Annotated in this window: 25 protein-coding genes and 2 pseudogenes; 15 read left to right on the top strand and 12 right to left on the bottom strand. The window is 68.8% G+C overall.

All coding sequences use genetic code 11. The features are described from left to right. Positions 1-17 precede the first annotated feature (17 nt). The 4 genes from AB0J09_RS26265 to AB0J09_RS26250 all read left to right on the top strand — a co-directional run bounded on the left by AB0J09_RS26265 (position 18) and on the right by AB0J09_RS26250 (position 3,459). Positions 18-176, top strand: a complete 159-nt coding sequence (locus AB0J09_RS26265; RefSeq protein WP_360696272.1) for a DUF2891 family protein — start codon at positions 18-20, stop codon at positions 174-176. 379 nt (positions 177-555) lie between these two features. Further along, positions 556-1,338 carry a DUF899 domain-containing protein gene (locus tag AB0J09_RS26260; RefSeq protein ID WP_360696266.1) on the top strand — a complete coding sequence of 261 codons (783 nt, stop codon included), beginning with the start codon at positions 556-558 and terminating at the stop codon, positions 1,336-1,338. A gap of 668 nt (positions 1,339-2,006) precedes the next feature. Next, on the top strand, positions 2,007-2,693 hold the full coding sequence (locus tag AB0J09_RS26255; protein ID WP_360696263.1) for a phosphatase PAP2 family protein: 687 nt from the start codon (positions 2,007-2,009) through the stop codon (positions 2,691-2,693). A gap of 172 nt (positions 2,694-2,865) precedes the next feature. Further along, a complete protein-coding gene (locus AB0J09_RS26250; RefSeq protein ID WP_360696261.1) occupies positions 2,866-3,459 on the top strand; it encodes a Chromate resistance protein ChrB in 594 nt (197 codons plus the stop codon). Positions 3,460-3,505: 46 nt separating this feature from the next. On the opposite strand, the gene AB0J09_RS26245 is transcribed toward AB0J09_RS26250, so the two are convergent. Genes AB0J09_RS26245 through AB0J09_RS26235 form a run of 3 tightly spaced genes read right to left on the bottom strand, consistent with a single transcriptional unit; the run spans position 3,506 to position 4,894 of the window. Next, positions 3,506-3,718 carry a hypothetical protein gene (locus tag AB0J09_RS26245; protein WP_360696258.1) on the bottom strand — a complete coding sequence of 71 codons (213 nt, stop codon included), beginning with the start codon at positions 3,716-3,718 and terminating at the stop codon, positions 3,506-3,508. A 2-nt stretch (positions 3,719-3,720) separates the two neighbouring features. After that, positions 3,721-4,515 carry a hypothetical protein gene (locus AB0J09_RS26240; RefSeq protein WP_360696255.1) on the bottom strand — a complete coding sequence of 265 codons (795 nt, stop codon included), beginning with the start codon at positions 4,513-4,515 and terminating at the stop codon, positions 3,721-3,723. A 49-nt stretch (positions 4,516-4,564) separates the two neighbouring features. Beyond that, positions 4,565-4,894 carry a hypothetical protein gene (locus tag AB0J09_RS26235; RefSeq protein ID WP_360696252.1) on the bottom strand — a complete coding sequence of 110 codons (330 nt, stop codon included), beginning with the start codon at positions 4,892-4,894 and terminating at the stop codon, positions 4,565-4,567. Here AB0J09_RS26235 and AB0J09_RS26230 point away from each other — a divergent pair. Both AB0J09_RS26230 and AB0J09_RS26225 read left to right on the top strand, forming a co-directional pair. Continuing rightward, the gene (locus AB0J09_RS26230; protein WP_360696269.1) at positions 4,844-5,065 is read left to right on the top strand and encodes a VOC family protein; all 222 of its coding nucleotides are present in this window, start codon (positions 4,844-4,846) and stop codon (positions 5,063-5,065) included. The genes AB0J09_RS26235 and AB0J09_RS26230 overlap by 51 nt on opposite strands. A gap of 25 nt (positions 5,066-5,090) precedes the next feature. Next, positions 5,091-5,768, top strand: coding sequence for a response regulator transcription factor (locus tag AB0J09_RS26225; protein WP_360696249.1), 678 nt, complete (start codon positions 5,091-5,093; stop codon positions 5,766-5,768). A 4-nt stretch (positions 5,769-5,772) separates the two neighbouring features. Here AB0J09_RS26225 and AB0J09_RS26220 read toward each other — a convergent pair whose 3' ends face one another. Together AB0J09_RS26220 and AB0J09_RS26215 are read right to left on the bottom strand one after the other, a co-directional pair. Next, a complete protein-coding gene (locus tag AB0J09_RS26220) occupies positions 5,773-7,062 on the bottom strand; it encodes a HAMP domain-containing sensor histidine kinase (RefSeq protein WP_360696247.1) in 1,290 nt (429 codons plus the stop codon). Positions 7,063-7,176: 114 nt separating this feature from the next. After that, on the bottom strand, positions 7,177-8,994 hold the full coding sequence (locus AB0J09_RS26215; protein ID WP_360696244.1) for a glycosyltransferase: 1,818 nt from the start codon (positions 8,992-8,994) through the stop codon (positions 7,177-7,179). Between the two features lie 201 nt (positions 8,995-9,195). On the opposite strand from AB0J09_RS26215, the gene AB0J09_RS26210 reads away from it, so the two are divergent. Further along, positions 9,196-9,546, top strand: coding sequence for a hypothetical protein (locus tag AB0J09_RS26210; RefSeq protein WP_360696241.1), 351 nt, complete (start codon positions 9,196-9,198; stop codon positions 9,544-9,546). Between the two features lie 90 nt (positions 9,547-9,636). On the opposite strand, the gene AB0J09_RS26205 is transcribed toward AB0J09_RS26210, so the two are convergent. Continuing rightward, positions 9,637-10,011, bottom strand: coding sequence for a hypothetical protein (locus tag AB0J09_RS26205; RefSeq protein WP_360696275.1), 375 nt, complete (start codon positions 10,009-10,011; stop codon positions 9,637-9,639). On the opposite strand from AB0J09_RS26205, the pseudogene AB0J09_RS26200 reads away from it, so the two are divergent. Beyond that, positions 9,985-10,143, top strand: a pseudogene (locus AB0J09_RS26200) (SDR family oxidoreductase); the annotation flags it as partial. The gene AB0J09_RS26205 and the pseudogene AB0J09_RS26200 sit on opposite strands and share 27 nt — an antisense overlap. Before the next feature lie 52 nt (positions 10,144-10,195). On the opposite strand, the gene AB0J09_RS26195 reads toward AB0J09_RS26200, so the two are convergent. Next, positions 10,196-10,660 (bottom strand): sulfotransferase, encoded by a 465-nt coding sequence (locus AB0J09_RS26195; RefSeq protein WP_360696238.1) that lies wholly within the window; start codon positions 10,658-10,660, stop codon positions 10,196-10,198. Positions 10,661-10,673: 13 nt separating this feature from the next. Here AB0J09_RS26195 and AB0J09_RS26190 point away from each other — a divergent pair. Continuing rightward, positions 10,674-10,802: pseudogene (locus AB0J09_RS26190) on the top strand (aldehyde dehydrogenase family protein); the annotation flags it as partial. A gap of 105 nt (positions 10,803-10,907) precedes the next feature. Here the strand turns inward: AB0J09_RS26190 and AB0J09_RS26185 are convergent. From AB0J09_RS26185 to AB0J09_RS26170, 4 genes are all read right to left on the bottom strand, one after another. Beyond that, positions 10,908-12,071, bottom strand: coding sequence for an NAD-dependent formate dehydrogenase (locus AB0J09_RS26185; RefSeq protein ID WP_360696234.1), 1,164 nt, complete (start codon positions 12,069-12,071; stop codon positions 10,908-10,910). Between the two features lie 96 nt (positions 12,072-12,167). Continuing rightward, entirely contained in the window at positions 12,168-13,094 is a 927-nt protein-coding gene (locus tag AB0J09_RS26180) for a LysR family transcriptional regulator (RefSeq protein ID WP_360696231.1), read from the bottom strand. 430 nt (positions 13,095-13,524) lie between these two features. After that, positions 13,525-13,797 (bottom strand): hypothetical protein, encoded by a 273-nt coding sequence (locus AB0J09_RS26175; protein ID WP_360696229.1) that lies wholly within the window; start codon positions 13,795-13,797, stop codon positions 13,525-13,527. A gap of 71 nt (positions 13,798-13,868) precedes the next feature. Beyond that, positions 13,869-14,342 (bottom strand): GNAT family N-acetyltransferase, encoded by a 474-nt coding sequence (locus AB0J09_RS26170; protein WP_360696226.1) that lies wholly within the window; start codon positions 14,340-14,342, stop codon positions 13,869-13,871. Positions 14,343-14,460: 118 nt separating this feature from the next. On the opposite strand from AB0J09_RS26170, the gene AB0J09_RS26165 reads away from it, so the two are divergent. Further along, complete coding sequence (locus AB0J09_RS26165; protein ID WP_360696223.1) at positions 14,461-14,658, top strand: hypothetical protein; 198 nt, start codon at positions 14,461-14,463, stop codon at positions 14,656-14,658. 60 nt (positions 14,659-14,718) lie between these two features. Further along, positions 14,719-15,831 (top strand): zinc-binding dehydrogenase, encoded by a 1,113-nt coding sequence (locus AB0J09_RS26160; protein WP_360696220.1) that lies wholly within the window; start codon positions 14,719-14,721, stop codon positions 15,829-15,831. Positions 15,832-15,943: 112 nt separating this feature from the next. Here the strand turns inward: AB0J09_RS26160 and AB0J09_RS26155 are convergent, their stop codons facing one another. Next, the gene (locus AB0J09_RS26155; protein ID WP_360696217.1) at positions 15,944-16,885 is read right to left on the bottom strand and encodes an RNA polymerase sigma-70 factor; all 942 of its coding nucleotides are present in this window, start codon (positions 16,883-16,885) and stop codon (positions 15,944-15,946) included. A gap of 248 nt (positions 16,886-17,133) precedes the next feature. On the opposite strand from AB0J09_RS26155, the gene AB0J09_RS26150 reads away from it, so the two are divergent. The 4 genes from AB0J09_RS26150 to AB0J09_RS26135 form a co-directional block, all read left to right on the top strand. Continuing rightward, positions 17,134-17,985: an SDR family NAD(P)-dependent oxidoreductase gene (locus AB0J09_RS26150; RefSeq protein WP_360696214.1), complete on the top strand. Its 852-nt coding sequence runs from the start codon at positions 17,134-17,136 to the stop codon at positions 17,983-17,985. A gap of 621 nt (positions 17,986-18,606) precedes the next feature. Beyond that, entirely contained in the window at positions 18,607-20,001 is a 1,395-nt protein-coding gene (locus AB0J09_RS26145; RefSeq protein ID WP_360696211.1) for a cytochrome b N-terminal domain-containing protein, read from the top strand. Positions 20,002-20,182: 181 nt separating this feature from the next. Continuing rightward, entirely contained in the window at positions 20,183-20,980 is a 798-nt protein-coding gene (locus AB0J09_RS26140) for a class I SAM-dependent methyltransferase (protein ID WP_360696208.1), read from the top strand. A gap of 310 nt (positions 20,981-21,290) precedes the next feature. Beyond that, positions 21,291-22,343: glycosyltransferase (locus AB0J09_RS26135; protein ID WP_360696205.1), on the top strand; the 1,053-nt coding region annotated here is incomplete at its 3' end.

Below are 22,343 nucleotides of genomic sequence, written 5' to 3'. Positions count from 1 at the left end.
TGTGGGCCATCGCCGCCGTGCTCCCAGCGGACGATGGGCGGCGTCCGCGGCTCACCGCTGCCGCCGAGGCGCAACTGAAGGCCGCTCTGCCCCAGGTGATCGCCGGTGACTTCGTCAGCGATCATTGGCTCGCCACGTTCGCCGTGCTCGCCTTGGACGCCGCCGATTCGGTGTGATGCCTGCCTAGCGTGGTCCGTCGTGGGAATGGTCGTGCTGCAGTGAACCGGCTTCGGGCAGAACGTCTACGCCATCGGTGGCAACGAACCGGCCGCCGCGCCGATGTGCGTGCTCGGCTTCCCGCAGCCTGGTCATGATCGCTCAGGACCTGCCGAGCAGGGCGTGGCGGCTCACTCGCTTGGATTCCGGGCGGGTCCGTCACAACAAGCCTCTGACGTGCTCCTTCTCCATGCGAATGGGCTTCCCGGGAATACATTGAGAACACGGCGGAGGGCGCCCCTGCCGCGATGAGTTTCGGCCGGGTCGCGAGTCTGTCCTGGTGACCGTCGTAGGACTTCGTACGACGCTGCCCGGGCACGAGACACCACGGAGGACACCATGACGACCACGCCGGATGACCCGACCACCGCGCTGCCCGGCCGCCCGCCCGTCGTCGACCTGGCCACCTGGCAGGCCGCCCGTGACGAGCTTCTGGTCCGCGAGAAGGCCCACACCCGCGAGGGCGACGCCATCGCCGCGGCCCGCCGCCGGCTGCCGATGGTGGAGCTCGACGGGACGGTCGAGGTCGTCGGACCTGACGGCCCGGTCCCGTTCCTGGACCTGTTCCAGGGCCGCGACGAGCTCGTGGTCTACAAGCACATGTGGTACGACGGCGCGCCGCACCAGGGGCAGTGCGAGGGCTGCACCACCACGGCCTGGCACCTGAAGGACGCGGTCTACCTCAACGCCCGCGGCGTCTCGTTCGCCATCCTGACCACGGGCCGTTGGGACGAGGTGGCCTCCTACGTCGAGTTCATGGGCTACACCGAGCCCTGGTACTCGGTGCGCGACGTGGACGCGCCGGTCGGCGGCAGCATGGGTTACCTCACCTGCTTCCTGCGCGACGGCGACCGCGTGTTCCTCACCTACTCCACGACGGGCCGTGGCAACGAGCGGGTCAACGGGTCCCTCGGCCTGCTCGACATGACGCCCTACGGCCGCGGCGAAGCGTGGGAGGACAACCCCGAGGGCTGGCCCGAGGGGCGCAGCCCGTGCTGGTGCTGGCGCTCGGACGCGGACGGGACCGCCACCTGGGGCCCGACCAGCCGCCCCGTGCCGCAGTGGACCCGCCCCGGTGCGACCCCCGTGGAGACCCTCGGCCGGCACGGCCACCACCACTGACGCGCCTTCGTCGATGGCGTCGGCAAAGGTGTCAGGCGCCGGGCGGAACCTCCGGACGATGCGAACGGCTCCCGCGCTCGATCGGTGGGCGGTTCGCCCGGAAGGCGAAGGACTCCTGGTAGGAGAGGGGCTGCCTAGGCTTGCCAGTCCTACCAGGAGTCCGGCTGCACGTATCGTCCAAGTTTCAGTGCTCGGCATGCCCTGCTCATGGCCGGGGTGGTGATCGTCCCTCGCGGCGGCACTTCTTCCCCGGTTCGACGATGACCGACGGGCAGTGGGCGCTGACGGCGCCGCTGCTTCCGGCGGCGGGGAGCACCGGTGGGCGCGGGGGCAGGCCCCCTACGAACGGGAGCCGGGCGCAACGCGGCCACCTCCCTGGAGATTTTCGTGTAGGTGGGCAGCACGTCGCGCACCTGTTGGGGATCGCTCGCGATCAGGCGCTGCGCCTTGGCCAGCGCGAGCTGGAAGGCCGCAGCGTATTTTGTAGGCCGGCCGTGACAGCGGGAGTTTTGGGCGCCGGAGAGTGTCCATGCCGAAACGGGTGAGTTAGGGTGACCCGCGTGCGCCCACGTGAGATGGCCGCCGGCCGATTATCGCGCCTGGTCGCTCGTGCCCGGTCAGCGGCACTTGTCGGGAGGATGGGTGGGCGCCCCGCACCACTCGTCGAAGTGGCCGGTCTGCTGCTCGTGATCCTGCTCTTCTCGCGGCTTCATGCCGCCGCCGGGAAGGACGTCGCAGCCGCCACCGCCAACGCTCTGGCCCTGCAATCCATAGAGCAGGCAGTTCACCTGGACATCGAACTGAGGGCGAACCAGTGGCTGACCGAGCATCCGGCCCTCATCCAGCCGGCGGTGTACTACTACCGCCTGTACTACCTCGCGATCATCGGTGTGCTGGTGTGGGTTTTCGTCCGGCATGCCGATGTCTACGTCAAGGTCCGCCGGACCCTCGTCGCGATGCTCGTTCTCGTGCTGCCCGTTTTCTGGGTGCTGCCCATGTCGCCCCCACGGTTCGCCTTACCGGGGGTCGTCGACATCATTGCCGAGCACGACATCCTGGGCGGCCATGCCTCACGAGAGATCGAGAACGGCCAGAACCAGTATTCAGCGATGCCCAGCATGCACGTGGGGTGGTCGTTGTGGTGCGCGTATGTCGTGTGGTGCGCGCTGCGGGCCTCCCATCCGCGATTGGCGTTGCTGTCGTGGATCTTTCCGCTGGGTATGGCGGCAGCCGTGCTCATCACAGGGAACCACTATGTGCTCGACATCGCCGGAAGCGCCGTGTTGCTGGTCGTCTCCATCGCTGTCGTATCAGCGTGGGGCCACCTCGCCGAGCGCCGGCGTGCTCGGGATTGAACACCTGCGGACAGCCTCAGGGAAACCGGTGCCGCTCGGATGCTTGCTCACCTCTCGATCCGCCGTTCGAGAACAAGCTCGCAGGTCACGAGCTTGCCTGCGCCATCGGGGCCGGCGAGGTGGCGGCGCCCGGATACGATCGAGTGGTCCAGTACGGAGGAGGAGGCACACGTTGCCGGGCACGGAGGAGGCGAAGGGCGGCGCGCAGGAGGCCACCGAGCCAGTGAAGCCTGTCACCTGGCTCATGCTGATCTACCGGGTGCCCAGCGAGCCGACCAGGCTGCGGGCGGCGGTCTGGCGCAGGCTCCGCAACCTCGGCGCCGTCTATCTGCAGAACTCCGCGGCCGCCGCGCCGCGCACCCCGCAGAGCGAGCGGGCCCTGAGGGCGCTGCGCAGCGAGATCGTCGAATCGATGTCCGGCCAGGCGTTCTTGGTCAGCACCTCCTCGGTCATCGGCGAGTCCGACCTGGTCGCCCTCTACAACGCCGCACGCGACGACGAGTACGAAGAGATCCTCGACAAGTGCGCCGATTTCCATAAGGAAGTGGAGAAAGAGGTGCGGGCGAAGCACTTCACGTACAGCGAGCTAGAGGAGAACGAAGAGGACCTCTCCAAGCTCAAGGGCTGGTACGGGAAGGTCAAGGCCCGTGACGTCCTGGGCGCCGCGCGGCGCAAAGAGGTCATCAAGGCGCTCGACGAGTGCGCGAAGACGTTGGAGGAGTTCGCCGCCTCCGTGTACGAGGCCGAGGACAGCGCGATCTTCTAGCATCGGTGCCGGGTGAGCGCGCAAGGCCCACCCGGCCGGTGAACGGCTACTGGTCGCGCGTGTCGATCCGCAGCGCCATGGCGAAGGCGGCCATCAGGCAGACGCCGAGTACCGGTGTGAACACCACGGCCGGCACGGCGAACGCCAGCAGCACCACCGTGCCCAGTGCCAGGGTGACGACCACGGCTACGGCGATCTTCCAGTCGTCGCCGACGATCAGGTCGTACCAGAACTGCCCGAACCCTCGGATGAATCCCATGTCTAGCTCCCGGAAGTAGTCGGGACGGCCTCGGACCGCGCCGCCGAAGGCCGACTGAGCGCGCGCACCAGCAGGCGGGACAGCCCGAACCAGACGGCGACGAGCACCAGGATGGCCAGGTCGGAGCCCGGCCACTCCAGGCTCTCGTGGCTCTTGGTGAAAATCCCGAGCCCCTCCACCGACCAGAACGTGCCGAATCCCGCCAGCAGCAGCCCGACGCCGTACTTGAGGGTGTTCTCCGGCACCTTCGACAGCGGCCCTCTGACGGCGATGCCCACGACGAGGACGAGGAGCACGCCGATGACGGCCGCTGTGATCGCCACCGGCATGTTGCCCGCGCTGAGGCCGAAGGTGATGACGATGAAGACCACCTCGACGCCTTCGAGGAAGACGCCCTTGAAGCTGATCATGAACGAGAACCAGTCGAGTCCCGCGGCCCTGACCTCGCCCGCGTTCTTGGCCGCCGCCACCTCCTCGGCGAAGATCTGGTCCTCGTCGTGCATGGCCTTGCGCCCCGACGACCTCAGGATCGCCTTGCGCAGCCACTGCAGGCCGAAGATCAGCAGGAGGCCGCCGATCGCGAGCTGCAGCGCCGCCTTGGGCAACCAGGTTGCGATGGCGTAGCCGGCGGCGGCGGTGAAGGCGGTCAGGGCCACGAGGGCCGCCGCCACGCCCATGAGGGTGGAGCGCCAGTTCCGGGTCATGCCCATGGCCATGACGATCGTCAGCGCTTCCACCATCTCCACGATCGAGGCCAGCAGCACCGCCGCGCCCAGGCCCCATGCGGCCGCGTCCATCGGCCCACATCCCTCCGTTGCGTTGGAAACGTAACAGTTGTTAGTTTGCTCATATATCTACGGATATGTCTATGCAGGTCTCGATGCTCGTCCGCGTCAGGTCGTCGATCCATGGCTCGGGCCAGGAGGAGAACTTGGCGATGACCACCTCGGCCTCCTCGTGCACGAGCAGCAGCTGGCCGTGGATGCCGAGCGCCATGTAGATCCCGCCCTTGTCGGCGGCCTCGGACGCGGCCCGTTCGTCGGCCCATCGTTCGGTGGTGTATTCCACCGCAGCCGGCAGCGCCCGAAGCGGTAGCACCGCCGTGGTGCCGGGTACGGCGTAGGCCTGAGGCAGCGGGTCGTCGATGACCACCAAGCCGTCCGGACCTCCGGTCATCTGCCGGCAGGCCCGGGGCTGTGCGACACCGAGGAGGACATCGACCGCATGTACGCGGCGCTCTGCGAGGGCGGGCAGCCGCTGATGCCGCTGAGCTCCTACGGCTTCAGCACGAAGTTCGGCTGGGTCAACGACCGCTTCGGCGTCTCCTGGCAGCTCAACCTTCCTTGACGGCGCAGCCCGTACCATCGGGCGCATGACGTGTGTGCTGGTCGTGGAGGACGACCTGGTCATCAGGTCCGAGCTGGTCGAGGCGCTGGCCGCCCAGGGCTACGAGGTGGAGCCGGCCGCGGACGGGGCCGAGGCGCTGCAGGCGGCGGAGCGGCACCAGCCGGATCTCGTCCTGCTGGATCTGGGGCTGCCCGATGTGGACGGGGTGGCTCTGTGCCGGCGGCTGCGGTCGAGGGTGCCGGACACGGTGATCGTCGTGCTCACGGCTCGCACCCAGGAGTTCGAGGTCGTGGTGGCGCTCGACGCGGGCGCCGACGACTACCTGACCAAGCCGTTCCGGCTGACCGAGCTGATGGCCAGGATCCGCGCCCACCTGCGCCGGCGCGGTCCCGCGCCGGGGGAGCGCATGTTGACCGCTGGGCGGTTGCGGCTCGACGTGCCCGCCCGGCGCGCCTATGTCGGGCAGGCGGAGCTGGCGTTGCGGCCCAAGGAGTTCGACCTGCTGACGGCGCTGGTCAGCCGGGCGGGTGAGGTGGTGACGCGCGAGCAGCTCATGGATGAGGTGTGGGACGAAAACTGGTTCGGCCCCACCAAGACGCTGGATGTGCACGTGTTCGCGCTGCGCCGCAAGCTGGCCGAGCATGGTGAGGGGATGGAGCGGATCGTCACGGTACGGGGGCGCGGCTACCGCTACGAGCCATGATCCGTCAGGTGTCGTGGCCGGGCAGCAGCAGGCTGAACAGCGGCGGGCTGGTCCGGCTGAGCACCAGCCTGCCGCCCTCGGCCTCGGCCAGCGAGCGGGCCAGGGCGAGGCCGATGCCGTGGCTGTGGCCGCTGGCCCTGACGAACGGGTCCGCCTCTTCGGCCAGGCCCGGCCCGTGATCGCTCACCTCGACGGCCATCCCAGGGCCCACGTCGGCGACGGTGACCATGACCTCACCCTTGCCGTGGCGCAGGGCGTTGTCGAGCAGGACGCGCAGGATCTGCCGGACGGCCGCGGGCTGGGCCGTCACCGGCGGCAGTCCGGGCTCCACGGTGATGACCAGGCGGCGGCCCTGCTCGGCCAGCGGGCCGTGCCACTCCTGCCGGATCTCCTCCATCAGAGCGTCCACGTCGAGCTGCTCGCTCGGCACGCGGGCGTCGCGGCTGAGCCGTACGAGATCGTCGATGACCTCCTGCAGTCGCTCGCCTCTGGCCAGCGCGGCCCGGACCGCCGGAGCCAGGTCCGCGCCGGTGCGGGACAACGCCGATTCCAGGCCGAGCAGCAGACCGGTCAGCCCGGTGCGCAGCTGGTGGGATACATCGGCGCTGAAGGCCCGTTCGCGGGCGAGCACGTCACCGAGGCGGCGCGCCGTCGACTCCAGCGCCTGCCCGGCCTGGTCGGCCTCGCGCAGCCCGGAGGGGGAGGCGCGGACGCTGAAGTCGCCGCCCCCGAGCGCCTGCGCCGCGACGGTCAGCCGCTCCAGCGGGGCGGCGAGCCTGGCCGACTGGCGTACGGCCGCGGCCGCGGCCAGGGCGATCACGACCAGCGCCAGCCCGCCCATGAGCAGCCACGCCTCGTGGATGCGCTCCTCGACTTCGGAGTTCGGCGTCGCGACGCGGATGACCATCGCGGGGCCCTCGTCGGAGGGGACGGGTGCGCTCACGGCCAGGAACCCGCCCTCCACCGTGTCGTGGACGCGGCCGTCCTTGCTGGAGGCGGCGAGGCTGGAGTGGGTGGGGCCGTTGCCGAACACCCGGGTGCCATACACGCTGTAGCCGCCGATGGCCAGCTCGCCTGACAGGCCGGTCGGCAGTTTCAACGGCACCCTCGGCTCGTCGGGGACCGCGGTGGCGACCCAGGCGGCGTCGCGTTGCAGCGCGGCCACCGTCTGGTCGTGGTAGAGCAGTTTCACCGCGACGGCCAGCGGTACCAGGAACAGCGCGACGGCCAGGGCGGTCACGCTCAAGATCACCACCAGCACTCGCCGCCGCAGCGGCACGCCCTGTGCTGTCACCCCTCCAGGTTGGCAGAAGTAAGGTAAACGCCCCGCTAACCCGTTGCTCAGCGGGCGCTTTCCGGCGCGCTCATAGCGTGACGTCCATGAAGGTACGGCAGAACCTGTGACCGGTCAGCGGCCTGCCTCCAGCTCAGCCAGCAGCTCGGTCCATCGCCGGCCGATGGCCTCCGGGTCGTACCGCTTGGAGGTGGCCAGCGCGGCAGTCCCCATCATGTGGCGCTCGGTCTCGTCGTCGATGAGGAGACCGATCGCCGTGGTCAGGGCGGCGACGTCCCGCCTGGGGACAAGGAGCCCGTCGTGGCCGTGAGTGATGATCTCGCCGGGCCCGTGCGGGCAGTCGAAGGCGACCACGGGCACACCCTTGCTCAGCGCCTCCAGGATGGTCATCGGGAATCCCTCGCGGCGGGAGCTGAGCACGAAGATCGAGGCGTGGTCGAGCTCGGCGCCGACGTCGCGGGAGGGGCCGGGAAGCTCGACCGAGCAGGCCAGCCCGAGCTCGCCCACCAGCTTGAGAAGGCGGGCGCGCTCGGGACCTGAGCCGACGATGCGCAACCTCCAGCCGGGGTGTACGACGCTGACCCGTTGCCAGGCGCGCAGCAGCAGGTCGAAGCCCTTGACCTTGGCCAGGCGGCCGATCGCGATGACGGTCTTGGCGTTCAGGGGAGAGGGCCCGCCGGTGAGTGGCGGCGTGGCGTTGGGGATGCGCAGCAGGTGTCGCGGCGCGCGGGGGCCCAGGGCCGCGTGGTAGGCGCTCAGGTCGGCCTCGGTCAGGGTGACGAGCGCGTCGAGCCTGCCGTACCTGCGGACGATCATTTCCCGGACGGAGGGCTTGTGTGTGCCGAAGCCGACGTGCTCCTGCCCGATCGTGATCACGCCGGGCGGGGCCAGCAGGGCGGTAGCCAGGTTGAGGCCGGGTCGCGTGGTGATCAGGACGCCGGTGCGCAGGCCGCGCAGGAAACGCAGCAAGGCGAGGTCGGTACGCAGGTCGAACCTGTCGTAGGCGGCCTCCTCCCGCGGGATGAGCCTGCTGCGGAGCAGGCGCGCGAGCAGGGCGCTGCGGGGTCGGCGGTCCGTGCGGTCGTCCAGGAAGGTGACGCGAACGCCGGGCGGCACCTCGAAGAAGGGCTTGTCCTTCGTCTTGGTGACGCTGACGATCTCCACGTCGTGATGGGCCGCCAGCGTACCCGCGAGGTTGAAGACGGTCCTGATGGTGCCGCCCATGCCGTGCGCGTGCAGCAGGAGGATCTTCACCTGCCGGGTGCTGGGCGAGCCGGCCTGGCGCGCCCTGCGGCTGTCGTCCGCGCGCAGCAGGAACACTCCGAGTCTTCGCGGGTTGGCGACGAGGTGGATGGCGGCCGGGGTGAGGATGATCGAGCCCAGGGTGTCGGTGGGATAGTGCGCCCCGAGATAGATCCTCGCGGCCATCTGACCGGCCACGAGCACGCCGCCCGCCGCCACCACGGGCCAGAAGAACCGGGTCTTCCTGGCCAGCAGCGCCACGGCGACCACGATCGACAGGGTCAGGCAAACGTGACCGCTGGGAAAGCTGTCCGGGCCGAGCTCCTGCACCAAGGCGTGGGCGGCCGGGGGCCGGGGGCGAGCGACGAGGGCCTTGACCAGGGGGCTGACCCCCCATCCTGCGGCGATCACGAGCAGCATGCGTCCGGCGGTGTGTCGCCGTCCCGAGAGCGCGACGACTGTGACGAGGACGGCGGCGAGGACCGTGCCCACGACGGTGCCGAAGCCCACGTTCAGGACCTGCGCTACGGTGGTCAGCCAGGGGCCGCGTAGCGACTGCACCGCCTGGCCCACGCTCGTGTCCGCCGCGGTCCACGCAGGCGTGCGCGCGGCGAAGCCGACGGCCACCCCCAGGCCCAGGAACGCGGCGGAGACCGGCATCGGGACTGTCGTTCTGCTGCCTGATCTCATGAACGCACGGTATGGAGGGACGTTACAGCGCCCGCTCAGCACTCGGTTAGCGCGGCGCTTACCTTGCGCAGCGTGACCAAGTGCGGATCGGGGTTTGGGGCCTGGATTAACCTCGCGTTGTGGCTGGCCGAACCTGCCGCTATCCCACGTTTCCGCAGACTGAGGGCGTCAGTACGACGTCAATGCATCGGAGATATTTCAATGCGTAGGTCTGTTATCATCCCCGGACTCGCCACCGTGGCAGTCCTCGTGGCGGGCGGCGGAGCTGCCGCGTTCGCCTCCTCCACCGACCAGAGCCCCGCCCCCGCCTCCACCCAGTCCTCCGCCGCCCCCACCGAGCAGGCCCCCGAGACCGAGGCCGCCACGCCCGCGGAGAGCGCGGAGCCCAACGAGGGCACCAAGGAAGACGAGCAGAAGGCCGAGGCTGAGGACGGCCAGGACGACAAGGGGCAGGAGGCCGGCTCCGAGGCCCAGGAGGGCAAGCAGGGCCAGGCGGGCGACCAGAACGAGCAGGAAGGCAAGGGCGACGCCTCCGAGCCTGAGGACGGCTGAGCCAGGCGCCGGGCACCCCGAGACTCACCGTGCTGGGGTGCCCGGCTCAGTCCTGAGCGTTCGGCGCGGTTTCGTGACCGCCTGGCCACGTCAGGGCAGCCGCAGAAAGATTCTTGACGGCGGTCGATTCCTGATCGCGGATACTTCACCAGCCCGGTCTGGTCGGTGAATTTGGCTGGGCCTTCTGCGTACCCGATCCATGATCACGCTGACGATGAAGACGATGGGTGCGATTGCGGCCGCCGCCAGGGCGGAGAGGAGCGGCAGACCGGGTCGAGGCTGGATGTTGGTTCCAGGCGGCGGCGCTGGCGGATTGAAGCGCAGCGACGTCGTCATGTGGTGCCAGTGGAAGATCTCCCGGTAGACGACGCTCCAGCTCCCGATCCAGAGGATTGCGCTGATCCACTTCAGCCGTCGCCACAGCGGAGATCTCGTGCTTGGATGTCCGACGAAGTGCGAGAGCATGTGCTCCGTCAGACGCCGCCCAGCCGTCTTGGTACGCCGCAAGACACCGCGAACCTTGTGGGCTTCCTATGCTCACCACAGGGTCAGTGGATCAACGGGCAGTTGCTGATGAGCAACGGTGGCTTCGCCTAGGACGGGGACAGCAGGGACACCCTAAGACTGACTGAGAGGGCGATCCGGGAGGTCACGTCCGCCTCGGTGTGAGTGTGAAGAGGCCAGGTCCTGCCTCCGCCAGGATCTGGTGGCCTCTACGCGTATCCCATGGCTGGGATAACACCGTCAAGTGTTCGTCGACGAACTCGCGGGTTCCGGGGTCGAATTGGTCATTGCGATTTTCCAGGCTGCGTGACTGGAACGTCGACCTGGTCGCGAAGTCGTCCACACCGAGCAGTTTGAACAGGGCCCGGCGCTGCTCGGGCCAGTTGGCTGCGAGATCCTCGGCCCTCACCTCCACATATCGCTTGTCCGTCAGATCGACCGTGGTCTTCCAGGCGAGCCATCGGTCATAGACCGGTTTGAGCCATGCGAGCGCGCCGTCGACCGTGGGCGGTGCCCATGGCTGGTCGACGTGTGACGCGACCACCGCGACCGGGTGGCGCTTGATGTGGACGATGGTCGCCTCAGGGACGAGCTCCCAGAGGAAGTCCATGCACAGAAGGTTGAACTGCTTCAACGTCTTCGACGCGGCCCTGCCGTTCGGCGGCTACAAGCAGTCCGGCTGGGGACGGGAGATGGGCCACGAGGTGCTGGAGGCGTACACCGAGGTCAAGGCGGTGTGCACCCAGCTGTAGCAGGACCTCCCGGGCTCGGGATTGGCGGACCCGGGAAACGAGGGGTGGGCGCGGGCGGCGAGTGCCAGGCGGGAACCTGCACGCCACCGGCCGTGCCCACCCTTTCTATCGCGTGCGGGTGGTGTAGGAGTGGGCGCCGGCGCCTGCCAGGGCGCCGCCCTCGACGATCAGGTACTCCTCGCGGATCGGCGTCCCGCCCAGCCACGACTCCAGGATCTCGCGGGTGCCGGCGGCGTAGCGGGCCTGGGCCGACAGGGACGAGCCGGAGATGTGCGGGGTCATGCCGTGGTGCGGCATGGTCCGCCAGGGGTGGTCGGCCGGGGCGGGCTGGGGGTACCAGACGTCACCGGCGTACCCGGCGAGCTGCCCGCTCTCCAGGGCGCGGACGATCGCGTCACGGTCGGCGATCTTGGCGCGGGCGGTGTTGATCAGGTACGTGCCGCGCTTCATCGAGCCGATCAACTCGTCGCCGAACAGGCCCTCGGTCTGCGGGTGCAGCGGTGCGTTGACGGTCACCACGTCGCAGACCGGGACCATGGCTGCCGCGTCGGGATGGAAGGTGAGCCCGAGCTCCTCCTCGACCTCGGCAGGCAGGCGGTGCTTGTCGGTGTAGTGCAGGTGCACGTCGAACGGCTTGAGCCGGCGCAGCACCGCCAGGCCGATGCGGCCGGCGGCGACGGTTCCGATATGCATGCCCTCGACGTCGTAGGAGCGGGCGACGCAGTCGGCGATGTTCCAGTCGCCCTCCAGCACCGTGCGGTGGGAGGGCAGGTAGTTGCGGACCAGGGACAGGATCATCATCACGACGTGCTCGGCGACGCTGATGCTGTTGCAGTAGGTGACCTCGGCGACCGTGATGCCGCGGGCGATGGCGGCGTCCAGGTCCACGTGGTCGGATCCGATGCCGGCGGTGATGGCCAGCTTCAGTTTGGGGGCGCGGGCGATGCGCTCGGCGGTCAGGTACGCGGGCCAGAACGGCTGGGAGATCACCACGTCGGCGTCGGCGAGTTCGCGGTCGAAGACCGAGCCGTCGCCGTCCTTGTCGGAGGTGACCACCAGGGTGTGGCCGTGCTCCTCGAGGAAGCGGCGCAGCCCCAGCTCTCCGGAGACGCTGCCGAGCAGGTGGCCGGGGGTGAAGTCGATCGCCTTGGGGCTGGGCAGCATCTGGCCGCCCGGGTAGCCGGCCAGCGTGGGCAGGCCGTCACGCGCGTAGGAGGCGGGGTATCCGTCGATCGGGTCGTCGTACAGTACGCACAGCACCTTGGCCATGGCCTCTGCTCCTCGTCGTCGGTGGGGTGATTCCACTGTCGATCGACGCGTATCCGCAGGTCAAAGCGTTTGTTTCTATCGGGTGATAGCAGGCGTCTATGCCAGGTGCTCACGGGTGAGCCGGTCGAACACCTCGCGGAGGTCGAGGTCGCGGGCGATGTCCAGCAGCGCCCGCGCCATGATCGGCTCCGGCCCCGTGCCGGCCACCACCAGCCCCACCCTCGGCTCCCTGGCCGGGCGCTCCAGCCGCACCACCCGCATGCCCTCGGGCACGCCGAACATATGCAGCCACGCGTGCGCTATCACGCTCGACCAGCGGTGGGTCGCCACGTGCGCGAACAGGGCGGAGACGGTGTCGGTCTCGATCGCGGGCACGGCCACCGCCCCGGCCTGATGGAAGTTCGCGTCCAGGATCCGGCGGTTGCGCATCTCGGGGGCCAGCAGGCACAGCGGCAGCGCGGCCACCTCCGCCCAGCGCGCCACCCGCCGGTCGGCCAGCTCGCCGTCGGACGGGGTGAGCAGCAGGTAGCGCTCCTCGTACAGCGGGCTGGTCCGCACCTCGCCGAGGTCCTCCTCGTCGTCGAGGTACGTCATCGCCATGTCGATCTCGAACTCGGCCAGCCGCCGCGCGATCTCCCGGGATGACAGTGAGGTGAGCAGCACCCGGACATGCGGGTAGCGCTCGCAGAACGGCGTGGTCAGCAACGAGGCGGCGGTCAGCGCGGTCGGGATCGCCCCCATCCGCAATGTGCCCGACAACCCTTCACGCATCCTGGACAGGTCCTGACGCAGAGCGTCGGCATCGGCCAGGATGCGGTGCGCCCACAGCACCACCCGCTCGCCCTCGGGTGTCAGCCCCGCGAACCGCTGCCCGCGCCGAACCAGGGGCACGTCCAGCTCGCTTTCCAGCTTGCGGATGGCCGCCGACAGCGACGGTTGGGAGACGTGGCAGGCCGCGGCGGCCCGAGCGAAATGCCGCTCCCGGGCCAGGGCCACCAGATACTCCAACTGGCGTAACAGCACGCCACAGAATGCCCCGACCGCAGGCGCCACGTCCATCGCCCGGCCGCATCCAGTGCCGCACCGTCCGGACCGGCATCCAGGCCGAGGTGCAACGCGTCGGGCCGGGCCACGTCGGCCTTCAGCGGCGGGCACGACTTCCGACCAGCGGCTCTCAGACCGGCAATGGCAGCGTCGGACTCGTTCTCCTCGCAGAACAGCCCTCCAGAGCCTCCGCTAGTCTCCATGAGACTACTCGGCGACCCTCCGATCCCCGCCGCCCGCCCTACCCTTGTGCGTGTGGATTCTCCCGCGTGTCACTCACCGAGTGGGTCGCGCTCGTAGCGGAGGCTCCCACGCACGGCTTCGCCGTCTCGCGGCTCACCGCGTCGATCGGCCTGCCAGAACTCGACGTCCTGAGCCGTGACGGCATACAGGGTCCAGGCTGGGGCGATCAGGCCGGGGTCGGCGGCGATTCTCGCCTGAGCCTGTTCGAAGGCGAGGTCGAATCGGCCGGGTCATCGAGGATTTCGGACTGGCGGCCAATGAGTGCCTCGGCGCGCGAGCCCGCCGGGCGGGCCAGGAAGTCGGCGGCGCCGGCCGCCGCGCCGGCTGGTGCGGCGGCTCCGCGGATGAGGATCTGACGGCCCAGCTGGGGCCAGTAGAAGGTCAGGGCGGCGTTCGGGTTGGCCGGTCGGCCGTCCGCGTCAGTCGTGGAGACGGTCACTCAGGCGGAGCGCGGTGACCTCGACGACGTCGGCGGCATTCCCTGTCTGACTGTGGCCAGGGTGCTGGTCGTTACGCGGGGTTCGTCACATCCAGCACTCCGACCGTCTGGCCCCCGCTCTTCTCGCCTGTGAGGTGGAACCCGAGCTTCCGGTAGAAGCCCTCTGGCCCGTCCTCTCCCGGCTCCCATGTGACATACATCTGCGTGCCGCCACGGCGCCTTACTTCGGCGGCCACTGATTCGACGGCGAAGCGGCCGACACCGCGCCCCTGTGCGTCGGGTGTCACATTGAGGCGCCACAAGCCGGACCGGAAGTCGACTCCCTTGCCGTTCCAGTCGATATCGAGGAAGGCCATGAGAAAGCCCACGGCACGGTCACCGTCGAGTATGAGGCGTGGCCAGGCCACATTCGGGTGGACGTAAGCCTCGGCCAGCGACTTCGTCACCGGGGAGACGAAGCGCTCTTGGTCAGGACGGACTTTCACTGCAAGCGCGGTCTCGATGTTGGCAGGCGTGATAGGCACAAGGCGGAGGCTTTCGGTCATGCGAGAACATTAGGGGTTGTCTCGCCGACACCGAGCCTTTGCCTTTGGCATCGGCACAGCAGGCAACGAGGGGGTATGAAGCCGGGTCGGGGACGGGACTGCTCGCCAGGTTCGCGTCGTGGCCGGCTACACCGACGAGTGGCGCGCCACGCTGGAGGACCCCGAGAAGCTGCGCCGCTTCGTGTCTTTCGTGAACGCGCCGGACAGCCCGGACCCGAGCATCGTCTTCGAGCCCGAACGACCAGATCAAGCCCTTCATGTTGATGATCATCCGGTTACGAAGAATGCCCGCGACGCTGACTACGACGAGATCTAACGCGAAATGCGCCCGTCCTGCCGGCCGTCGCGGGCCGGCATGTCATCAGGGGAGCGAAACGTGAAGCAGACTCAGACGATTCCGGAGACGTTTCTCGGGGTCGGTTACACAAGAGACCGAGCTGGGCTGCCGCTTGAGGCGGTGCGTTTTCCCGTCCCGCAGCCGGCGGCCGACCAGGTTCTGCTCCGCGTCGCCGCCTCGTCGCTCAACCCGCTGGAGTACAAGCTGGCCGACCTCAATTTCATGGGACGGACGCCCCCCGTCGTTCTCGGTCTTGACCTCGCTGGCGTCGTGGTCGCCGTGGGCAATGGTGTGAGTGGCGTAGCCGTCGGCGACGCGGTGGCCGCCATGGCCGATTTGAACGGTGATGGCGGCTGGGTCGCAACGGGCGGGAGCGGAGGGGAAGGCGGCTATGCCGTCGCACGCCAATTCCTCACCGTCCCCAAGCCGCCATCCCTGAGCTTCCGCGATGCGGCGGCGCTTCCGATGTGCTTCCTGTCCGCTTTCGTGGGTCTTTACCGAGCCGTCCAGGCCGGTGACACGGTCTATATTCCGGGCGGTGGAGGCGGCGTCGGGCATCTCGCCGTACAGATGGCGGCGCGTGCCCTGGGGGCCAGACTAGTCATCAGCAGCGGCAGCACGCCGCAATCGATGGCGCTGGCCCAGCAGTCCGGCGCCCATCACGTTTTCAATTACAAGCGCGACGACATCGCCGCCGAAATCGCGAAGCTGACCAGCGGGCAGGGCGTTGACCTCGTCTTCGACGCCACCTACAGCGAGCAGGGCTTTGTCGAGACCGCGAAGACCGTCCGGCGGGGTGGCAGCTGGATCGTGCTCGGCGTTGGCCCCGGCAAGACGACACGCTTGGCCGAAACGCGCAGCCCGGTGGATGCCATCCTGACCGAGCGGGGCGCCAAGCATGTCAACGTCAATCTGCTGCGCTATTTCTCCGAACCCGCCACGCTCGACAGCGAGGCGCGTGCCCTTCTCCAGCGCGGGATGGCTCTGGCGATGGAGTGGGCGACGCAGGAACTTGTGGTCCCGCACGTCAGCCAGACCATCGACAGCACCGTCGAGGCGATCAATGCGGGACTGCAGTCGCTGAAGGTGGGCCGTGGCGTACCGGGCAAGGTGGCGGTGATCGTGGATCGCGACCTGGCTGAGGGGAAGTGACGGGCGGTCGCCTGCTTTCCACAGTCATGCGCGCATGCACTGGAGGCAAGATCTGACCTACCCACCGGGCGTGGTCGCCCGCTACCGGTACGGACGCACCGTCCACCGGCATTCATCGCAGGGTGAGCGGGGTCTCGGAGTCGATGCGGGTCAACTTCTCCGGGTTGCGGACGTAGTAGAGGCCGGTGATGCGGGCGTCTTCGACACGGATCGCTATGACGCCGTCGATCTCGCCGTCCACGCGTAGGACGAGTGCCGGGTTGCCGTTGACCACGGTGGGGTCACCGGTGAGCACGACTTCGGCCTTGCGGAGGCCGCCGACGATGAAGCGGGCCACCTTGTCGCCGCCGGTGATCGGCCGCGGCGCGGCCTGCTTGACGCCGCCGCCGTCGCTAACCAGGACGACCTCAGGGGCGAGCACGTCATGGAGGCCCTGCAGGTCCCCGGCTTCGAGCGCGCGCTGGAACGACTCCAGAGCCGCCCGGGTCTGGCTCGGGGAGACCGCCTCGCGAGGGCGGCGGGCTCCGACGTGCTGGCGGGCGCGGTGCGCGATCTGGCGGACAGCCGCGGGGCTCTTGTCGACGGCGGTCGCGATCTCGTCGTAGCTGACATCGAATGCCTCGCGCAGCACGAAGACGGCGCGCTCGGTCGGCGACAGCGTCTCCAGGACGAGCATGAGCGCCATCGACACGCTCTCGGCGAGCTCGACGTCCTCGGCCACGTCCGGCGCGGTGAGCAGCGGCTCGGGCAGCCAGGGGCCGACATACGCCTCCTTGCGGCGCCTCATGGTGCGCAGCCGGTCGAGCGACCGCCGGGTCGTGATCCGGACCAGGTAGGCGCGCTGGTCGCGCACCTCCTCCACGTCGACCTTCATCCACCGCAGCCAGGTTTCCTGGAGGACGTCTTCGGCGTCGGCCGCCGATCCGAGCATTTCGTACGCGACGGTGAAGAGCAGGTTGCGGTGGGCGACGAACGCCTCGGTGGCGGAGTCCATCCGGCCGCCACGAGCGAGCGGCTCGGCTGTGCCCGTCGTTGGCTCGCTGCGCTCGTTCATAGCTGGCTCCTGCCTGTTCGCTCTCAACCTCAACTGTGCTCCACGCACAAGACGCCGGCCCTCACCGGTGTGTGACACCCCTGATCGGTGGCGCATGTCACATGACCGCGCTGTCACAGGGATCGGGTCGCCGGCGCCTCATGTTCGTCAGGACGCCGCGTGGCACGCAACTCCACGAGTGATCGCCCTGGCCTCGTTGCGTGGTGACCACCGCGCAACCGCCGCCGCAGAAAGAACGGTAGGACATCATGAGCAAGGTCTGGTTCGTGACCGGTTCGTCCCGCGGCCTCGGCCGCAATTTCGTCGAGGCTGCCCTGTCGCGCGGCGACAAGGTGGCCGCGACCGCCCGCAAGACCGAAAGCCTTGATGAGCTGGTCGCCGCCTACGGCGACGCGGTGCTCCCGCTCGAGATGGACGTGACCGACAAGGCCGCCGTCTTCGAGAGCGTCAAGCGGGCCAAGGAACACTTCGGCGGTCTCGACGTCATCGTGAACAACGCAGGCTACGCCCAGGTCGGCGCGATCGAGGAGCTGACCGAGCAGGAACTGCGCGACCAGATGGAGACCAACGTGTTCGGTGCGGTGTGGGTGATCCAGGCCGCGCTGCCCTACCTGCGCGAGCAGGGGGCAGGGCACATCATCCAGTTGTCCTCGGCGGCCGGGCTCATGGCCATGCCGCTCGGCGGCGCATACCACGCCTCCAAGTGGGCCCTCGAAGGCCTGAATGAAACCCTCGCCCAGGAGGTCGCCGACTTCGGCATCAAGGTGACCGTGGTCGAGCCCGCCGGCTTCGCCACCAGGTCCGGCAAGAACCCGGATCCGCTCAACAACGGCCACATGGCCGAGGCCAACCCGATCTACGACGGCCTCCGCCAGCGCCTCGCCGGGTTCGTGGGAAACAAGCCCGCCGGCGACCCGGCCGCCGCGGCCCAGGCACTCCTCAAGATCGTCGATTCCGACAACCCGCCCCTGCGGGTGCTCTTCGGCCAGGGCTTCTACCCGATGCTCCAGCAGGTCTACGCCGACCGGCTCAAGACCTGGGCCGACTGGCAGGACCTTTCGATGGAGGCTCATGGCGAGCTCGATCAAGAGGGTCGATGATCCCCGGTCTGAGCTTCGTGACCTGAGCCGCGTCGTCCTTCTCGGCCCGATACACGCCCTCGGTGGGAGTTCGGCGCTCGATAAGGGTGCTGAACGGGCGCCCCCGGTCCGGGGTCGCGAGCGCATGAGCTGGACGGCTGGCGCTCTCCTGCTCGGCGTTGACCAGGCCGGCCTCATCGACCAGGTGGAACTCGAGATCGCCGGCCACGATCCTGAGGCCGGTCGCGTTCATGGAGAACGCCAGGGCGCCGTGGATACGGGGCCGGCAAGGGCGTCCTGAGCCTGCTCTGTCCGGCGAATCGCAGGATCCAGCATGTGACCCTGGCCGACGTCGCGGCATTCGTCTGGCTCGTCCTGGAGCGGCCCGCCGAACTGCCGGGCCGGACGCTCGAGCTGGCCTCCGAGGAGCCGCGTATCCCGAGGCCGTGGATCTCGCCACGCTGCGCGCCTCCTACCCGCGGATCCCCTGGCGCGACTTCACCAGCTAGGCCGCAAGCAGTGGATCGGAGTTTCCTCGACCAGAGGATATGACCAAGCTCACTCTCGCCAATGGCCCGTCGGCTGTCACATTGCCCCGGCCAATGTCGTCTAGGAGGTGAAGTCGAAACGAGGAGGCGCCCAATGCGCGCGCTGGTGCTGAAACGTCAGTCGTTCCGGTTCGGTCATTGGTCATTCATGTTCGCCGAAGTGGCAATCTGGTCTTTCGTCGTCCTGGTGGTGACCGGACTGTTCCTCATGGTGTTCTTCGACCCCGACATGTCTCCGGTGCTTTACCAGGGTGTGTACACGCCCCTGCGGGGCATTCCGGTCAGCAAGGCATTCGACTCGACGATGCACCTGAGCCTGGAGGTGCGCGGCGGCCTTTTCGTCCGGCAGGTGCATCACTGGGCGGCGCTCGTGTTCGTGGCGGCGGTCGCGCTCCAGCTGTTGCGAGTGTTCCTCACCGGTGCGTTCCGCCGCCCACGCATGCTGCAATGGCTGATCTGGGTCACGCTGCTGCCGCTGGGAATGGCCGCCGGGGAGACCGGCAACATCCTGCCCGACGACATGCTTTCCGGCGGGAGCCTGTGGTTGATCCGGTCGGTTCTCCTGTCGATCCCCGTGGTGGGCTCCTACGCGGTGCAGTTGCTTTTCGGCTCGGAGTTTCCCGGGGAAAGCATCATTCCCATCATGCACTGGGCGCACGTACTGGTGATTCCGGCCGCCGTCGCCGTCCTGCTCGTCGCCCGCGAGTGGCTGGTGCGACGGCACGGACATTCGCGGTTCGCCGCGTCGGTGTCGGGGCGAACGGCCGCACGCCCCCTGATGGCGGGCGCGACGATCGGGGTGCTCGTCATTCTCGGGATGGGCTTTCAGATCGCACCGATCTGGTTGTACGGCCCGGCCGGCCCGGGCCAGATCTCGGCGGGGTCGGTGCCCGATTGGTACATGGGTTTCCTCGACGGCGCTCTGCGGATCATGCCGGGGTGGGAGCTCACCCTCGGGGGATACACGCTCAGCCTCGCGGTCTTGGTTCCCACGCTGGTCGTGCCCGGAGTCTTCTTCACCGTCCTGGCCGGCTACCCCATGGCGGAGCGCCTCATCGTCCGGCGCCTTGCCCGGTACGACGCGCTCGGCCGGCCCAAGACCAAGAGCCGCATGACCAGCGAGTGGACCGGCCCCGTCGTACTCGACCGGCCGCGCGAGGCGCCCGTGAAAACCGGTATCGCAGCCGCCGGCGTCGCCTTCTACGGACTGCTGTGGGCCGCCGCGGCCAACGACCAACTGGCCCACGAGTTCCAGCTCTCGGTGGAGGCTGTAACGATCTTCTTCAGGTTCGCCGTGGTCATCGGCCCGGTCATCGCCTTCTGGGTGACCCACCGGCTCTGCCTGGGTCTACAACTGCAAGATCGGCACAGCAATGAGCATGGACCGGAGAGCGGAGTGATCGTCCGGAGCGCGCAGGGCGGGTTCCACGATCGATCCACCCAAGAAGATCACGAGGGGGAGTTGGCCATCACGGCACCGGTCGACTGATCATTTCAGGCCGCGCAAGGCCGGTACGGTGGTCGCCGGGCCAGTCAGCCGGTCGGCAGTCCGAGTAGGTGGCAGGTCTCGGCGGTGACGGGACTCTCTCGTTGATCAACCGAGAGTGCCCCTGGCACGTGAGCAGGATAATTCGGGCGACGCGGTGTTGCGGCGCTGCCAGGATTGGCGCATGTCCCGCGATCTTCGGCTGCGAGCCACCTTCGACAAAGCGGCTGCCTTCTATCAAGACGCGCGCCCCGACTACCCGGCCGAGCTGTATTCCGACCTGCTTGCGATCACCGGGATTACGCCACCGGCGCACCTGCTCGAAGTCGGATGCGGTCCAGGGAAAGCCACGCTGCCCTTGGCTCGGATCGGCTTCCGGATCACCGCGGTCGAACTCGGAGAGGCGCTGGCGGCGGAGGCCCGGCACCGCCTCGCCGAATTCTCCGACGTCTCGGTGATCTCGTCGTCATTCGAAGGCTGGGAGCCGCCGACAGGGGTCCGCTTCGATCTCGCCTACGCGGCCACGGCCTGGAAATGGGTAGACCCGGAGGTCAAGTACGCGAAAGCAGCCAAGCTGCTCACCCCGGGCGGCCACTTGGCCGTATGGAACGCCGATCACGCAATGCCGGCAGGCTTCGACCCGTTCTTCACCGAGATCCAAAAGGTCTATGAGGAGATCGGCGAAGGCCATGACGGCCCGTGGCCCCCGCCGCCGCCCGAGGACCAACCTGACCCCATGGCCGCCGAGTTCGATGCCTCCGGACACTTCACGGTCGTCGGTACGAAGCTCTACGTATGGGCCCTGCGCTACACGGCAGACGAATACATCGCCCTGCTCGATACGTTCTCCGGTCACATCGCCATGGAGCCGGCCAAGCGCGAACACCTCTACGAGGAGATACGCCGCCGCCTCGCCGCGCGCCCGGGCGGACGACTCACCCGCCACTGGTCGGCCGTACTCACCATCGGCCGACGCCTGTGACGTTGAGGTAAGGGTCGCGACTGGCGCTCAGGCCGCATGCGACATACGTCGCAACTCGGGGTGCTGTGGGACCTGGACGCCCAGAGCATTCAGGACGGCGTACGACGCATGGGAGACCGTCCTGGGCCGGCGGTGCCGCCGTATGCAGCGTGAGAAGGTTGTCCGTCCACAGCGGACGATGAAGGGAAAGGGGAGGACCCGCTCCTTTCCACTCTCAACGTATAGCGCACCGGGGGGCTTGCGGCAAGACCCGGGTCATGCCGCAGAATCGTCGGCCGAGGCGAGAACCTGCGGAAATGGGGTACGCGAAGTGCGTGTGTTGTTGTCGACGTATGGGTCGCGCGGGGACGTCGAACCGCTGGTGGCACTCGCGGTGCGGTTGCGGGAACTCGGTGCGGAGGTGCGGGTGTGCGCGCCGCCGGACGAGGACTTCTCGCAGCGGCTGGCCGGTGTCGGCGTGGCGATGGTGCCCGTCGGCCAGTCGGCGCGCGCGCTGACTACCGGGGCGCCGCCGTCGTCGGCGGACCTGCCCCGGCGCGCGGCCGAGTTGATCGCCAGCCAGTTCGACGCGGTCACCACGGCGGCCGAGGGATGTGACGTGCTGGTGGCGACCGGCATGATGCCGGCCGCGGCTGGCGCGCGGTCGGTGGCCGAGAAACTGGGCATCCGCTCGGTGTCCGTGACCTTCCAGCAGCTCACCCTGCCGTCGCCGTACCACCCGCCGCTGGCGTATCCGGGCCGGCCGTTCCCGCCGGAGGTGACCGACAACCGGGTGCTGTGGGACCTGGACGCCCAGAGCATCAACGCGCTGTTCGGTGAGGCGCTCAACACCAACCGGGCGTCGATCGGCCTGCCACCGGTGGACAACGTCCGCGACTACGTCATCGGCGACCAGCCGTGGCTGGCGACGGACCCGACCCTGGACCCGTGGCAGGAGACGCCGGACCTCGACGTCGTACAGACCGGCGCGTGGATCCTGCCCGACGTTCGCCCGCTCCCGGCCGAGTTGGTGGCGTTCCTGGATGCCGGCACACCACCGGTGTACGTGGGCTTCGGCAGCATGCCCATGCGCGCATCGACGGACGCCGCCCAGGTGGCGATTGAGGCGATCCGGGCGCAGGGCCGCCGCGCACTCGTCGGGCGCGGCTGGGCCGACCTGGCTCTGATCGACGGCCGGGACGACTGCTTCGTCGTCGGCGAGGTCAACCATCAGGCACTGTTCGGCCGGGTGGCCGCTGTCGTACACCACGGCGGCGCGGGCACGACGTCGACGGCCGCCCGGGCCGGCGCGCCTCAGGTGGTGGTACCCCAGGCGGCGGACCAGCCGTACTGGGCCGGCCGGGTGGCCGAGCTGGGAGATCGG

It is taken from the genome of Nonomuraea sp. NPDC049784 (assembly GCF_040659615.1).
Taxonomy (GTDB): Bacteria; Actinomycetota; Actinomycetes; order Streptosporangiales; family Streptosporangiaceae; genus Nonomuraea.
This window is presented reverse-complemented; position numbering and strand designations above follow the sequence as displayed.

Coding starts and splice junctions, on each gene's coding strand:
- AB0J09_RS26260 (WP_360696266.1), top strand. CDS start 556: ATGACGACCACGCCGGATGACCCGACCACCGCGCTGCCCGGCCGCCCG.
- AB0J09_RS26245 (WP_360696258.1), bottom strand. CDS start 3,718: ATGGGATTCATCCGAGGGTTCGGGCAGTTCTGGTACGACCTGATCGTC.
- AB0J09_RS26240 (WP_360696255.1), bottom strand. CDS start 4,515: ATGGACGCGGCCGCATGGGGCCTGGGCGCGGCGGTGCTGCTGGCCTCG.
- AB0J09_RS26235 (WP_360696252.1), bottom strand. CDS start 4,894: ATGACCGGAGGTCCGGACGGCTTGGTGGTCATCGACGACCCGCTGCCT.
- AB0J09_RS26225 (WP_360696249.1), top strand. CDS start 5,091: ATGACGTGTGTGCTGGTCGTGGAGGACGACCTGGTCATCAGGTCCGAG.
- AB0J09_RS26215 (WP_360696244.1), bottom strand. CDS start 8,994: ATGAGATCAGGCAGCAGAACGACAGTCCCGATGCCGGTCTCCGCCGCG.
- AB0J09_RS26210 (WP_360696241.1), top strand. CDS start 9,196: ATGCGTAGGTCTGTTATCATCCCCGGACTCGCCACCGTGGCAGTCCTC.
- AB0J09_RS26205 (WP_360696275.1), bottom strand. CDS start 10,011: ATGCTCTCGCACTTCGTCGGACATCCAAGCACGAGATCTCCGCTGTGG.
- AB0J09_RS26195 (WP_360696238.1), bottom strand. CDS start 10,660: ATGGACTTCCTCTGGGAGCTCGTCCCTGAGGCGACCATCGTCCACATC.
- AB0J09_RS26185 (WP_360696234.1), bottom strand. CDS start 12,071: ATGGCCAAGGTGCTGTGCGTACTGTACGACGACCCGATCGACGGATAC.
- AB0J09_RS26170 (WP_360696226.1), bottom strand. CDS start 14,342: ATGACCGAAAGCCTCCGCCTTGTGCCTATCACGCCTGCCAACATCGAG.
- AB0J09_RS26155 (WP_360696217.1), bottom strand. CDS start 16,885: ATGAACGAGCGCAGCGAGCCAACGACGGGCACAGCCGAGCCGCTCGCT.
- AB0J09_RS26150 (WP_360696214.1), top strand. CDS start 17,134: ATGAGCAAGGTCTGGTTCGTGACCGGTTCGTCCCGCGGCCTCGGCCGC.
- AB0J09_RS26145 (WP_360696211.1), top strand. CDS start 18,607: ATGCGCGCGCTGGTGCTGAAACGTCAGTCGTTCCGGTTCGGTCATTGG.
- AB0J09_RS26140 (WP_360696208.1), top strand. CDS start 20,183: ATGTCCCGCGATCTTCGGCTGCGAGCCACCTTCGACAAAGCGGCTGCC.